The organism is Paenarthrobacter aurescens (assembly GCF_025421775.1).
In the GTDB taxonomy this organism is placed as follows: Bacteria; Actinomycetota; Actinomycetes; order Actinomycetales; family Micrococcaceae; genus Arthrobacter; species Arthrobacter aurescens_B.
Genome location: NZ_JAOEFX010000001.1, coordinates 499,203 through 512,972, shown reverse-complemented (window position 1 = coordinate 512,972; position 13,770 = coordinate 499,203). Strand labels below are relative to the sequence as shown.

The following is a 13,770-nucleotide window of genomic DNA, read 5'->3' as shown; positions in this document are numbered from 1 at the left end:
CTTCCTTAGGCTGTGGGGCGGGCGGCGAGAGCTGCGGAGGCGGTGATGCCGAGGGCCGCGGCATTGCCGGCAATAACTCTGGCGGCATCGGCCGTGGGGAGCCCGGCTGCGTGGACATCGTCAACAGGTTGCTCGGCGCCCATGTCGAATGGATAATCCGAGCCGAGCAGTACCTGCTCGGGGCCGGCCGCCTCCACGAGGGCGCGCAGCTCGCGGGGGCTATGCACCAGGGAGTCGAAGAAGATCTTTCGAAGATACGTCGACGGCGGTTCGGCGCACCGCTGCGCCTCGGGGCGGACCTTCCAAGCGTGGTCCGATCGGCCAATGGTGGTGGGCAGGTAACCACCCCCGTGCGCGGCGAGGATCTTGAGGTCCGGGTGCCGGTCAAGGACCCCGCTGAAGATCAGGTGGGACAGTGCCACTGCGTTCTCGGCAGGTTGCGAAACAGTGTTGGCGAGGTAGAAACGGTCCAGGCGCTCGTCCAGGGAACAACCAAACGGATGCAGGAGAACGATGGCGCCCAGTTCTTCTGCCTGGCTCCAGAACGGCTCAAGCCGCGGATCGGAGAGCTCCACGGTGCTCCGTTCAGGGTCTGCCGGCGTGGCAGCAAACGAGCCGATCTCCACACCAAGGAGTCCACACTCGAGTACGGCATGTTCCAGGGCTTCGACCATGTGCTGCGGGTGCTGGAGGGGGGCGAGGCCAAGGCCGTTGAGCCGCTCGGGTGCGCGGTCCACGAAACCACGAACTGCGTCATTTGCCTGCTTGGCGAGCTCCAAGGACAGCTTTTCGCCGGCAAAGTAATAGAAGTGCGACGGCGAGGGCGAAACGAGCTGGACATCCACTCCTTGGGCGTCCATGTCCGCCAGACGACGATCCAAATCCGTGAGCTGCGGCCACCGTTCCTTGATCATGCGCCCCGATGCGGCGAGCGACTCCGGGCCGTTCCGCCGCATTTCCAAGGCTTGGAGGGCAGCGAAACCGTCAGGGTCGGCCTCCGCCACACGTTGCTGGAGAGCGGGAATCAGGATGTGGGCATGCACGTCGACTGTAGGTGCCGGTGCTTCGGAGGGGCGGGTGCTCATGCGGGTTCCTTCAACATCGTGGAAAGCGAGTTCATGAGGCCGGGAACGTTGGCGTCGCGCACGCCATCCAGCATCCATTGACCAAGCTGGACCGAAGCTTTGACCACAGCCGTAGCCCTCTCCAACCGGCGGTCGGTGAACTCTTTCCAGAGGGTCTCCGTGACGTGGTCGGCTGACATGAGAAGTTCGGCGAGCACCGCAGCGTCCTCGAAGGCCATGGCGGCGCCTTGGGCGACCGTCGGCGGGCAACTGTGGGCGGCGTCCCCGATGATCACAGTGCGTCCGCGGTTCCAGGGTCCATCCACCAAGTGCGTGGTGAACCAGGTGTAGTTGATGCGCGCGCTGTGGTTCAGATTGGCGCGGATCTCGTTCCACGGGCCGCCGTAGGCTGCCGCGAGTTCCGTCATGATGCGAGGACCGTCCTCGTGCTTGCGTTCTTGCGCCCTTTCTACAAGGTAGGCGTAGATGGAGTCGGGGCCGGTGGGGCAGTACCCGGCAATGAAGCAGGGGCCGCCGTAGGTGAGATCGGTCCGCACCACGTCCTCGGGGCGTTCCACGAAGGCCCGCCAGATGCCCATGCCGGTTGGCTGGGGTTCGACGTCGATGCCGATGGCCTTGCGGACTGCGGAATGAAGCCCATCGGCACCGATGAGGAGGTCGTAGCGGGAGCTGCCGCCGTCGGAGGAACGGACGGTGACGCTGTGGCCGTCGTCCTCTATGCCGTTGACCGTTTTGCCGTATTTGATGCGGGTGCCCGCCTGCAAGGCGCGTTCACGCAGGATCGCGGTCAGGTCCGGGCGATACATTCCAAGCGTGGCTGGAAGATCGTCACCACCGGTCCGGATGTCTTCCAACACGGCCATGACACTTCCGGCCGGATCGGGGGCGCGCAGCCCCAGGGTACTGAACGGGTAGCCTTTCGCTTCCACCTGCTCCCAGACGCCGAGTTCGCGCAGGATCCTCAGGGCATTGCCCTGCAAGGTGATGCCCGAACCCAGCGTCTGCGGCTCGGCGGCTTTCTCCAGAATCTCGACGTCGACGCCCGCGTCGGCGAGGAGGATGGCGGCGGTCAGTCCCGCAGCTCCCGCTCCGACGATTCCAACCTTTTGTACTGCTGCCATCTTTGACTCCTTTGTGGTGACGGCGTTACTGCCTATTGTGCTGCTGTCTGTAGCTCCGGGACCTTCATTGGTCCTCAACCTGACAACTGGACCTGTTACCGGACGGCGATGGGATTGACCGGTGAACCGACAGCTCCGGTGATGGGCAGTGGGGCGGCAGTGAGCATGAAGTCGTACTTGCCGTCGGCAGCACATGCAGCGGCCAATGCATCCGGATCCCACATTTCACCCAGGAACAACCCCAGGTTGGGGATGGCGATCTGGTGAAGCGGCTGGAAAGCACCTTCAAACTCATTGGGCCGGACCTCAAATCCCCAGGTGTCCGTGGCGATCCCGGCGATTTCCGAGGCATGTAGCCACGCCGCCGTAGTGAAGGACAGCCCCGGAGCGGAACCGCCGGCATAGTCGCCCCAGCCGTCGCGGCGGACCCGGGTGTATTGCCCGGTCCGGATCACCACGATGTCGCCGCGGCGAACGGCGGAGCTGGGGCCCTGACGTTCCATGGTGCGCTCCAAGTGCTCCGGGGTGATGGCAAATCCATCCGGCAGCTCCCCGTCATCGCGGCCCAGGTCCGGGCCGAGTGCACGGCCGACGTCGAGCAGCACGCCGCGGGTGACGATCTTGGCCGCGGCGGTTTCGATTCCGGTGACGAGGTCGCCCTCCGAGGTCACGACGTCCCCAGCGGCCCGGCCGTTCCAGGCTTTGCCCCGGTCGAAGATGTGTCCCAGCCCGTCCCACTGCGTGGAGCACTGCAACGGCATGGCAATGACGTCATCAGCCCCGCCGAAACCGTGCGGGAATCCCTGGTTGCCTCGTTCCGCGTCCACGCCGGTGTCCGTCATCGTGTGCACCGGATTGGTCCGGCGACGCCACCCCTTCTGCGGGCCGTTCGTATCGAACGGCTGCGACAAGGAGAACGCCTCGCCCGTGGTCACCAAGGAAGCTGCTTCCACACGCTTGGCGTTGTCAATGTAGTTGAGCGTTCCTAGAACGTCGTCTTCGCCCCAGCGTCCCCAGTTGTTGTATGTTTCCGCGGCCACAGCAATGCTGGCCAGCGGATCGGAGCGCTGGATCAGGGAAGCGTTCGCTGCTTCAGTGGTCACTGTTCGTCCTTGCAGTGGATGAGTTGGGTTCCGAGTCCGGTGATGGTGCCTTCCATGACGTCGCCATCCTGGAGGAGCCTGCCCCAGTGCTGGCCGTTCCCAGCCGGGCTGCCGGTCAGGACCAGATCGCCTGGCCGGAGCGGCATGATCTGCGATGCTTCACTGACAAGCTTGGCCACACCGAAAATCATGTCCTGAGTCGATTCGTCCTGCATGGCCTTGCCATTGAGCTTCAGCGTGACCTGGACATCCTGCGGGTCTCCGAAGAACTTGGTTGGTACCAGGAGGGGGCCGGTGGGAAGGAATCCCGGGGCGTTCTTTGCCCGGTACCAGTCCGAACCAATGGCGGGCATGTCCTTGCGGAACACATATTCGCGCGTGGTGATGTCGTTGACCATGGTGTACCCAAAGACATACTCGAGAGCTTCTTCCGGGGTTACCCGGAACGCCTCCTTACCGATCACAGCAGCGAGTTCAAGTTCCCAGTCGTGGGATTTGCTGTAACCCGGCAGGGTGAGATCGTCCGTGGCGGACGCGATCGCCGTCGGGAGGCCGATGAAGAAGTACGGCGTTCCCTGGCCTGCGCGCTCATCCATCATGGCGGCCGTCTTTTCGCGTACCTCTTCAGCGTCCTGCCCGGCGTCGCGGTGCGCCACGGCCAAGTCGATCACGTGCTTGCGGTAGTTGGCGCCGGTCTGCAGTACCTGCGCTGGTTCAACGGGGGCAAGAACCTCGACGGTGGACAAGGCCAGGCCTGTCTCATCACCGGCCGAGGCGGCGAGCCGGTCAAGCTCACCTTCGGTGGTTGCCCAGTGCTGGATCAGCGAGTTGATGTCATTGTCCAGTGGCAGGACACGGTCACCGACCAGCAATCCGGTCTGTGCCTTTTCCGCGCCCGGTTCCTGGAAGCGGATCAGCGAATAGTGTGACTGCGTCATTAGCCGCGGCCCTGCTTTGCGTAAGGGTTGAGGAGGGCTTCCTTCATTTCCGCGGAAGCACCTTCTTCAGTTGCAGTGAAGCCCTCGGCCGGCGGGAAGGACTCGGTCATGGAGTGCGGCATGGCACCGTTCTTGTAGAAATTGTTGGAACCCTCGGAAGGTTTCCAGGTATTGGCATCCCAGTCCGGGACGTAGTTGCGGTAGCCACCGGAATTGAGCTCTACCCGGAGACCGGACGGGTCGCGGAAGTACAGGAAGTTCTGTTCACCCACACCGTGGATGGAGGGACCGTACTCCATGGGGGTGCCGTTTTCCATCATGACATCGGCCGTGCGGAGCAGGTCCTCGGTGGCGTCCACCCAGAAGGCGATGTGGTTGACCCGGCCGGCGCGGTTGGACGTGTCCAGGACGACGCCCAGGTCGTGGGACTTTTCGTTGGTGGTCAGGACCGAGAAAACCGTGATGGGTGCCTCGTCCAGATCTACGAAGGCCATGACGCGGAAGCCCAGTGCTTCGTTGTACCACTTGGCAAATCCGCGGACGTCGGAGGCGGCGACCGTGACGTGGTCCAGGAAACGGGGTGCGGCGGCGTGGCTGCTGCGGCGTTCAGGGCGGTCCGGGTAGGTGGATTCGAAGCCGGGCTCTGCGACGAACTTCTCTACGTCGTAGAACAGGCGCATGTGGTGTCCGTAAGGACCCGTGAACTCAAAGGCCTTGCCGAAGCCGTGGCCACCCGGAGTCCAGGTGCCCTGCACTCCGGTTGCTTCAACTCGGGCTGCGGCGGCTTCCAGCGCTTCCTGGGAGTTGGTGCGCCAGGCCATCCGGCCGAGCGATGCTTCCGGGCCTTCAGTGATAACCAGGCTGTAGCGGTAGTAGTCGCCCCAGCAGCGCAGGTAGACGTTGCCATCCACGCGGTCGATAATGCGCATGCCGAATTTTTCCTCATAAAACCGTGCCGAAGTTTCAACGTCCGGAGTGGTGATCTCGAGGTGGGCAAGATGGGAGAGGGGAGTTTCCACGATGAATTCCTTCTAAGTGCTGGTGGCGCGGACAGTTATCTGCAGGTCCTGTAACCACCATGAGCCACATCACGTATTCGGAGAAGGGCAATTATCTGATAGCAACTATCCGCCGCACGAATACCAACCGAGGCCTCCGGCCGTGCCGCCATTCAGCCGACCACTCCGGCATCATCAATCGAACAAATACCAGCTATACGGAATCCGTTCTTCTCCGCCTGCAGCCACCTTGCCACAGTGAATGCAGTCCCTCCCGGCGCTTATGCCACTCATCGGGGATCATCTTCAAAGGCGAAGGAACACCAATGAGCACCATGGATCCAACTGCGATCGAAACCCGACCACCAGCCTCCAGTCGATCGGCCGGAAGGGCCCAGGCCGCGCTGCTGGTCGCTGGCAGCTGCATGCCCGTACTGGGCGCGGTACTGCTGGCCCCCGTCCTGCCCACGCTGACCCAGGTATTTGCCGATACCGCTGGTGTCGCCATTCTGGTACCCCTGGTCCTCACCTTGCCGGCTTTGTTCGTAGCGCTGTTCTCGCCCCTGGCCGGCTACGTCGCCGATCGTGTCGGACGCAAGCAGCTCCTCATCTTTGCGATGCTGGCGTACGCCCTTTTCGGGACGGCTCCATTATGGCTGGATTCGCTCGGCGCCATCGCTTTGTCGAGAGTAGGCGTAGGCATCGCCGAGGCAGCAATCATGACGTGTTGCACCACCCTGATCACCGACTATTACTCGGGACCGCAGCGGAACAAATACCTTGGGCTGCAGACCATGGTCAGTGCGCTGGCGGCCACTGCCTTCTTTGCCCTTGGTGGGGTTCTGGGCAGCATCAGTTGGCGGACCCCGTTTTGGCTGTACGCCGTCAGTGCTGTGCTGGTGATCCCCATGATCTTCAAGCTCTGGGAACCTGACAAGGTCACGCACAAGACGACCGTGAAGGTGCCGGTGCCGTGGCGGCAGGTAGGGGCACCGGCGGCGGTGACGCTGTTCGGGGGGATCGTGTTCTACGCTCTGATAGTCCACTTGCCGTATGTCATCACCGGGTTGGGTGTTACGGACACCGGGCTCATAGGGGGTGCCGCCGCGATTGCTTCACTTGCCACCGCCGCCGGTGCTATCTCTTTCCGGTACCTTGCCAAACTGGGTACACGGAAACTGCTGGTGGGCGCTTTCGGACTTGCGGCCGTCGGGCTTTGCCTGGTCTCCTTGGCCGGTAACGTGCCGCTGGCGATCGTGGGGGCCGTAATCGCCAGTGCCGGTACCGGCGTGCTGTTGCCGACCCTTCTGACCTGGGCAGTCAACGGCCTGGACTATGCCCAGCGGGGACGCGGGACCGGCATCTGGACCGGCAGCCTGTTCATCGGCCAATTCCTCACGCCGATCGTCCTCGGAGCTGCGGCTGCCGCCTTGGGAAACCTCGGCCTGGCAATCGGGGCGTTGAGCATGGCTTGCGTCCTTGCTTTGGTAGTTACCCTGGTCCGCGGGCCACGGTTGGTCACGATCAGCCACTAAAATCCCGGTGGCTGGATAACCTATGGGAATGAAGAACCTGGACTTGAACCTGTTGCCGCAATTGCAGGTTCTGCTGGAGCTGCGGAATGTATCCCGTGCAGCGGAGCGGCTCCAACTCAGCCAACCGGCTACCAGTGCGGCGATGGCCAGGCTCAGGCGACATTTCGACGACGAACTGCTGGTCCGCAATGGCCGCACCTACGATCTCACTCCTTTTGCGCAGTCGCTGGTCCCGCTGGTTGATGAGGCCATGCTTCACGTCCAGCGGGCCACCCGCGTCCGATCGGGTTTTGATGCCGCAACGAGTGAGCGGGAATTCGTCATCGCTGCCTCTGACTATGCAGCGGCGCTGATTGTCGGGCCGCTGCGGGGGATCCTGCAACAGGAAGCGCCGCACGTGGTGGTGGACTTTGTGCCCACATCGGGCCTGCGGGGTGACCTGGCTGAGTACTCCCGGATGGACCTGCTGGTGGGCCCCACCGGGTACCGCATGAAGGGTGATTCCAAGCAGCTCTTCCGTGACAGCTTCGTGGCTGTGGCAGATGCGGGAAATCCGCTGCTCACCTTGCCTGCACTGTCCTTGGAGGACCTTGTTGGGGTTCCCCACGCCGTCGGGTATTTCGGTGAGGGCATCAGCACACCGGCGGACAAATTGTTTGAGTCCCGCGGCGTCCGGCGTCGGGTGGCGGCCGTAGTGGCAGGCTTCCTGTCACTTCCGCTGCTGGTGGAAGGCACGGACTTGGTGGCCCTGGTTCCGCGCATGCTTGCCTCGAGGGCGCAGCGTGGGGCCGCGATTGAGGTTCTTGAGTTCGCAGGGGATTTGGAAGCCGCTTTGGTGGAGGCGATGTACTGGCATCCGTCCCAGACGGAGGACCCCGCAAACGTCTGGCTCCGCTCTGTGGTGCAGCGCGCCTGTTCCCAACTTCATGACATTTTCCCGGTCAAGGCGCATCCGATCACGGTCACGTCAATTCCTGACGGCGGCCAGCGTGGGGACTATTCGCGTCTTGGATAGTTCATATTCGAAACCGGCCATTCTCTATTAGTTCACGCGGCCACAGGATGGTGGCATGAGACCCGACACCACCGCGCCAAGGCTCCGCCTCGCCGGAAAGACAGCCGTGATCACCGGCATCGCATCAGGCCAAGGCCGTGCGGCAGCCATGCTGTTCGCCGGCGAGGGCGCAACCGTGGTTGGGTGCGACCTCGATCTCGCCGGCGCAGAGGCCACGGTGGAAGCGATCCGTGGCCAGGGTGGCCGGGCAGATGCTGCTCGCCGTGTGGACCTGACTCATGAGTCTTCCGTGCTCGAATGGGCCAACTCGGTGCATGATCAGCATGAACGGGTCGATGTGCTCTACGCCAATGCAGCCGCCACCCGTTTCGCCGCGTTGGAGGACATCAGTTACCAGGACTGGACGTGGAATTTCCGGCACGAGGTGGACGTGGTCTTCCTTCCCGTGCGTCATTTCTGGCCGCTGCTCAGCAAAGCCGGACGATCCGCCGTCGTGCTTGTCGGCTCCACCGCAGGTGTGACGGGCTCGGTGACCAACGGGCGGCTGGCACACACGGCAACCAAAGGATCCGTGGTGGCCATGACCAGGCAACTCGCGGCGGAAGGAGCTCCCCGCGGGATTCGCGTCAATTGTGTCAGTCCAGGCATGATCCGTACGCCGGCCACCGAAGCCGATCTCTTGGCCGAAGACCATCCGATGCGGAGCATTGCCGCCCACATTCCGCTCGGCCGGGTGGGTGAAGCGGAGGAGGTAGCAAAGTGCGCGCTGTTCCTCGCTTCGGATGATGCTTCTTACGTCACCGGTGCGAACCTCATGGTCGACGGCGGCTGGTCGGCTGTTCTGCCCGGCTGACCGTTGAGACATCGAATTAGACGTCGAACGATTAAGACATCGAAGGACGAATCCTCAGTGATTGACATGAACGACCGGACCGTCGTGGTCACGGGTGCCAATGGCGGCCAAGGCCTGGCCGAAGCTCTGATGCTGGTCACGGCCGGGGCCACAGTCATCGCAACGGACCTGACCCTGGAACCGTCCACTGCTTTGGAGGAAGTGGTCACGAAGCACCCGGAGCGCATTGCCTATCGACAACTTGACGTCACGCTGCCCGACGCGTGGACGGCTCTGTCGTGTTTCGTCAGGGATGGACGCGGCGGCCTGGACGGCTTGGTCAACAACGCCGGTATCACCCGCCGCAGTCGCCTGCTCGAGGCAACCCCTGCCGACCTCGCTGCGGTCTCGGACGTGAACGTGTCAGGTGCCCTTTTGGGGATGCAGGCCTGCGTCCCGCTGATGGCGCGGGGGGCTTCCATCGTGAATGTCGGCTCGGTGGCAGCCCTCAGCGGGCACTACCCAGTGGCCTATACCGCCAGCAAGTGGGCGCTGCGAGGTCTCACCATAGCTGCCGCCACGGAGCTTGGAGCCCGGGGGATCAGGGTGAACTCCGTTCATCCGGGATTCATCGAGACACCCATGACCGCAGGTGCCAATCCTGCGTTCAGGGAAGCGACCATAGCCGAGACCCCACTCGGCCGCACAGGTACGCCCGAGGAAGTAGCCGCCGTCGTGCTTTTCCTCCTCAGTCCCATGGCCGCTTTCGTCACCGGCGTGGACCTTCCAGTGGACGGTGGACAGAGCAGCCACGGAGGTGCCAAATCCGTGTCAGACGCCTTGCGCTGACCGGCGCGGTGCGGGCTTCGCTGCCGCTTGCAGTCATCGGTACGGCCGACAACGCCGAGGTCGGAGATCTCCTTCTGCTTCGGCGTTGAGTCCAGTAACCGCATACATTCCCATGGGCCAGAATCGGGTGTTGACAGACGCGAAGTAACGCGGGTAACCTAAGTCACATGTCCCGCAGGTAACGCGCGTTACTAAATGCAACTTTCCTCGCCGGACAGACCAGACAATGAGGGTCTGGTGCACCTCCACATCAGCGAAGAACACCGGAGCATTCGATGGCGAAAAGCACCACCCCTGGCAACCCAGTAGCTGCACGACAGCGGGGGGTCACCATGAAGGACGTCGCCAAACACGCCGGCGTCTCCCGGACTGCAGTCTCGTTTGTGCTCAGCAACCGCGAAAATGCGAGCATTTCCGAGGAAACCCGCACCCGGATCAACGACGCCGTGCAGGAATTGGGCTACCGCCCCAATGCCGGCGCCCGTGCTCTGGCATCCCGACGCAGCGACTGGTACGGGATCGTGACGGAAATCGTCACGGCACCGTTCGCCGTCGACATCATCAAAGGAGCCCAGGACCAAGCCTGGCTTGACCGCCGGTTCCTGCTCATCGCGCCCTCCGACCAGGCCGATGCCGTAGGACCCAACCAGGGCCTGGAAGATGCTGCAACCGAAAAACTGCTGGAACAACGAGTGGAAGGACTTCTTTACGCAGCTACCTTTCACCGGGGGGTCCACGTTCCGGCGAGTGCCAACGAAGTACCTACCGTCTTGATCAACTGTTTCGACGCCGACGGAAAGTTGCCCTCGATCGTCCCTGACGAGCGTGCGGGTGGCCGGGTCGCCGTCGAACGTTTGCTCCAAGCCGGCCATACCCGGATCGGCGTCATCAACCTTGACCCGGTCATTCCGGCTGCAGTGGGGCGATTGGAAGGTGCACGCGAAGCACTCGCCGTCGCCGGACTGGAGCTTGACCAGGAACTGGTGGTGTCCGGATATGCAACGGCCGACGGCGGTTACGAGGCCGCGTGCCAAATCCTGGACCGCTACCCACAAAAGGACAGGCCAACCGCGCTGTTCTGCCTCAATGACCGGATGGCCATGGGCGCCTATGACGCCATCAAGGAACGGGGCCTGACCATCCCCGGAGACATCGCTGTGATCGGCTTCGACAACCAGGAACTTATTGCCGCCTACTTGCGGCCAAAATTGACCACGGTTGCGTTGCCCTTCGAAAGAATGGGCGCCCTGGGTGTCCAAACGCTCAACGCTCTTACAGCAGGACAGCCGATCACTGCCGACCAGCAATTGGTCGACTGTCCGCTGCTAGAACGCTCTTCGGTCTGACCGCGAAATCAACCTCGAAGAGCAACCCCTTACCCACCCCTTCACCTAGCGGATGAAGATAGGAAAGAGACAACCATCATGACACAACACCGCCTTTTCAGTGCTGCCCGGATGACGGCGGCGAGCCTTGCTGTAGGCGCGATGCTGCTGACCGGCTGCACCGCCAATGTCGCCAAGACAGGAACCTCCGACGCAGGAGCGAACGCCAGCGCGTTCCTCACTATCCCGCGTGAGGACATGGGCACCTTCGTGCAGAACTTCAACCCGTTCGCTCCCACGGTAAACCCCATGGTGCAGCAGTCCATCTACGAGTCCCTCCTGATCTTCAACCCGGCCAAGGGGGACACGGTGCCGTGGCTCGCCACCGAGTGGAAGGCAGCCGAGGATGGCAAGTCCGTCACGTTTACCCTCCGTGATGGCGTGAAATGGTCCGACGGGCAGCCCTTCGTGGCTGACGATGTCGCCTATACGTTCGAACTGCAGAAGAAGATCAAGGGCGGATTCGAGTACCTGGACACCGTCACGGCCGAGGGCAACAAGGTGACGTTCAACTTCAACAAGCCCTGGTCGCCCGCCCTGTACGACGTCGGCCAGCTCACCATCCTGCCCAAGCACATCTGGTCCGCTTTGCCCGACCCGGAAAAGGACGCGAACGCCAAGCCTGTTGGAACGGGACCGTACACCGAGGTGGACACTTTCCAGGCCCAGTCCTTCGTGCTGAAGAAGAACCCCAACTACTGGCAGCCGGAGAAGCAAAAGATCGCCGGCATCAAGATGCTCGCTTTCGCGGGGAACGACGGCGCCAACCTCGCCGCCGCGAACGGGGACGTGGACTGGGCCCCGCAATACATCCCCAACATTGAGAAAACGTTCGTTTCCAAAGACAAGGAACACCGTCAGTACTGGTTCCCCGCCACGGGTGCCATGATCAACTGGCAGCTCAACACCACCAAAGCGCCGTTCAACGACGTTGACGTCCGCAAGGCACTAAGCATGGCCGTGGACCGCGACCAGGTCACCAAGATCGGTATGAGCGGTTACGCCAAGCCGGCGGACTGCACGGGGCTCTCCGGCAACTACGAGACCTGGAAGAACAGCCAGGTCAAGGACAACTGCACGTGGACCAACCACGATGTTCAGAAGGCCAACGAGCTTCTGGACAAGGCGGGATACCCCAAGGGAGCTGACGGGAAGCGCACGTTCAAGGACGGCAAGCCTTTCGAGTTCAAGATTTCCGTGGGCGCCACTTCGTCTGACTGGCTGTCCGTGGCCAACGTCATTTCGCAGAATCTGGCCGAAGTTGGCGTCACCGCCAAGGTGGAGTCCCCTGACTGGGCCGCAGTGGTTGCCGGCTATGAGACCGGTGACTTCGACTCCGGCATTGTCTGGAGTGCCAACGATCCCAGCCCGTACAAGTACTTCAACACGTCCATGGGCACAGCAACCGTGAAGCCAGTAGGAACCAAGACCTTCGACAACTACCACCGCTTCGGTGACGCCACGGCGGATACACTGCTGGCCGAGTTTGCCGCCGAGGCCGACGAGTCCAAGCAGAAGGACATCGCCAACAAGCTGCAGGAAGAATACAACGACGTCGCTCCGCTGGTGCCGCTGTTCTCCGGGCCGGAATGGGGAGCCTTCAATGACACGCGATTCACCGGCTGGCCCACCGAGGACAACCCTTACGCCACCCTCTCGGTCCGCGCACCTACAACGGTGCTGGTGCTGACCACGCTGGAACCGCGCAAGTAGTCCCCACCGCCGCCCTAACCTCGCTGCGCTTCGGCCAGGGAACCCGGGCGGCGTGGGCCCAACCACCGCCATCTCATTAGGTCCCATCGGGCCTCACATTGCACGCCCGGCGGCTCTGCCGCTGACCCGGCCAACCGCCGCTGACCCGGCCAACCCCGCCGGGCGTGCTCTCCACACTTTCCGCAATTCCCGCAATTCCCGAATGGAGGGAAACCGTGCGCTTCATCCTGCGCCGCCTGGGTTTCTACCTGATCGCCTTCTGGGCGTCCATCACCCTGAACTTCCTGCTTCCGCGTTTCATGCCCGGCGACCCCGTCTCCCGCATGTTTGCCCGCTCCCAGGACCGAATGCAGCCCGAACAGATCGAGGCCCTGCGTAAGCTGCTGGGTGTTGACGACCGGCCCCTCTGGGAGCAGTACACCGACTACCTGCACAACATCTTCACCGGGCAGATGGGTGTATCCATCTCCCGATTCCCCACTCCGGTCACCGAGGTCATTTCGTCCCAGATCGGGTGGACCCTTCTTCTTGGCGGAACCGCACTGGTCGTTGCCGCCGTCGTAGGTAACCTGCTGGGCATCCTTGCCGCCTGGCGGCGAGGCGGCGCGATCGACTCCGCGCTTCCGCCGTTGCTGGTGTTCATTGGTTCGTTCCCGTACTTCTGGCTGGCCATGGGTGCGCTGTACCTGTTCGGCGTGGTGCTTGGCTGGTTCCCGATCCGCCACGCGTTCACGGATGGTTTGGAGCCCGCGTTCACGTGGGAGTTCATCGGCGACGTCGGTGCCCACCTGGTGCTGCCGGCGTTGACGATCGTACTGGTTTCCATCGGCGGTTGGATGCTGGGCATGCGGAACACCATGATCGCCACGAACTCCGAGGACTACATCACCATGGCTGAGGCAAAGGGCCTCCGCCCGGGCCGCATCATGCTCCGCTACGCAGCACGAAACGCCATGCTCCCATCGGTCACCAGCTTCGGCATGGGGCTGGGGTTTGTCGTGGGTGGCGCGCTGCTCACCGAGGTGGTGTTCGCCTACCCGGGCGTCGGCTACCAACTCCTCAACGCCGTCCAAGGCCTCGACTATCCGCTCATGCAGGGCTTGTTCCTGACCATCACCGCCGCCGTGCTGCTGGCCAACTTCCTGGTGGACATCCTCTACGTCCGCCTCGACCCGCGCGTGCGCAGCAACTAGAGG

Annotated in this window: 12 protein-coding genes; 7 read left to right on the top strand and 5 right to left on the bottom strand. The window is 62.8% G+C overall.

Annotated features, from left to right (window positions below; genetic code table 11):
- Positions 1 to 5: 5 nt before the first annotated feature.
- From N7568_RS02400 to N7568_RS02380, 5 genes are all read right to left on the bottom strand, one after another.
- The gene (locus N7568_RS02400) at positions 6 to 1,085 is read right to left on the bottom strand and encodes an amidohydrolase family protein (protein WP_261608310.1); all 1,080 of its coding nucleotides are present in this window, start codon (positions 1,083 to 1,085) and stop codon (positions 6 to 8) included.
- The gene (locus N7568_RS02395; protein ID WP_261608309.1) at positions 1,082 to 2,206 is read right to left on the bottom strand and encodes an FAD-dependent monooxygenase; all 1,125 of its coding nucleotides are present in this window, start codon (positions 2,204 to 2,206) and stop codon (positions 1,082 to 1,084) included. The genes N7568_RS02400 and N7568_RS02395 overlap by 4 nt, the downstream gene beginning before the upstream one ends.
- A 95-nt stretch (positions 2,207 to 2,301) precedes the next feature.
- Positions 2,302 to 3,309, bottom strand: coding sequence for a cyclase family protein (locus N7568_RS02390; protein ID WP_261608308.1), 1,008 nt, complete (start codon positions 3,307 to 3,309; stop codon positions 2,302 to 2,304).
- Positions 3,306 to 4,247 (bottom strand): fumarylacetoacetate hydrolase family protein, encoded by a 942-nt coding sequence (locus N7568_RS02385; protein WP_261608307.1) that lies wholly within the window; start codon positions 4,245 to 4,247, stop codon positions 3,306 to 3,308. Before N7568_RS02385 ends, N7568_RS02390 begins: the two co-directional genes overlap by 4 nt.
- Positions 4,247 to 5,266 carry a VOC family protein gene (locus tag N7568_RS02380; RefSeq protein ID WP_261608306.1) on the bottom strand — a complete coding sequence of 340 codons (1,020 nt, stop codon included), beginning with the start codon at positions 5,264 to 5,266 and terminating at the stop codon, positions 4,247 to 4,249. Before N7568_RS02380 ends, N7568_RS02385 begins: the two co-directional genes overlap by 1 nt.
- Before the next feature lie 305 nt (positions 5,267 to 5,571).
- Between N7568_RS02380 and N7568_RS02375 the strand changes: the two genes are divergently transcribed.
- The 7 genes from N7568_RS02375 to N7568_RS02345 all read left to right on the top strand — a co-directional run bounded on the left by N7568_RS02375 (position 5,572) and on the right by N7568_RS02345 (position 13,767).
- On the top strand, positions 5,572 to 6,780 hold the full coding sequence (locus tag N7568_RS02375) for an MFS transporter (protein ID WP_261608305.1): 1,209 nt from the start codon (positions 5,572 to 5,574) through the stop codon (positions 6,778 to 6,780).
- Between the two features lie 28 nt (positions 6,781 to 6,808).
- A complete protein-coding gene (locus N7568_RS02370) occupies positions 6,809 to 7,795 on the top strand; it encodes a LysR family transcriptional regulator (RefSeq protein WP_261608304.1) in 987 nt (328 codons plus the stop codon).
- Positions 7,796 to 7,850: 55 nt separating this feature from the next.
- Complete coding sequence (locus N7568_RS02365; protein ID WP_261608303.1) at positions 7,851 to 8,648, top strand: SDR family NAD(P)-dependent oxidoreductase; 798 nt, start codon at positions 7,851 to 7,853, stop codon at positions 8,646 to 8,648.
- A gap of 66 nt (positions 8,649 to 8,714) precedes the next feature.
- Positions 8,715 to 9,476 carry an SDR family NAD(P)-dependent oxidoreductase gene (locus N7568_RS02360; protein ID WP_261608491.1) on the top strand — a complete coding sequence of 254 codons (762 nt, stop codon included), beginning with the start codon at positions 8,715 to 8,717 and terminating at the stop codon, positions 9,474 to 9,476.
- 275 nt (positions 9,477 to 9,751) lie between these two features.
- The gene (locus N7568_RS02355; RefSeq protein WP_261608302.1) at positions 9,752 to 10,822 is read left to right on the top strand and encodes a LacI family DNA-binding transcriptional regulator; all 1,071 of its coding nucleotides are present in this window, start codon (positions 9,752 to 9,754) and stop codon (positions 10,820 to 10,822) included.
- Between the two features lie 78 nt (positions 10,823 to 10,900).
- A complete protein-coding gene (locus N7568_RS02350; RefSeq protein WP_261608301.1) occupies positions 10,901 to 12,574 on the top strand; it encodes an ABC transporter substrate-binding protein in 1,674 nt (557 codons plus the stop codon).
- Between the two features lie 215 nt (positions 12,575 to 12,789).
- Positions 12,790 to 13,767, top strand: coding sequence for an ABC transporter permease (locus N7568_RS02345; protein ID WP_261608300.1), 978 nt, complete (start codon positions 12,790 to 12,792; stop codon positions 13,765 to 13,767).
- Positions 13,768 to 13,770: the final 3 nt, after the last annotated feature.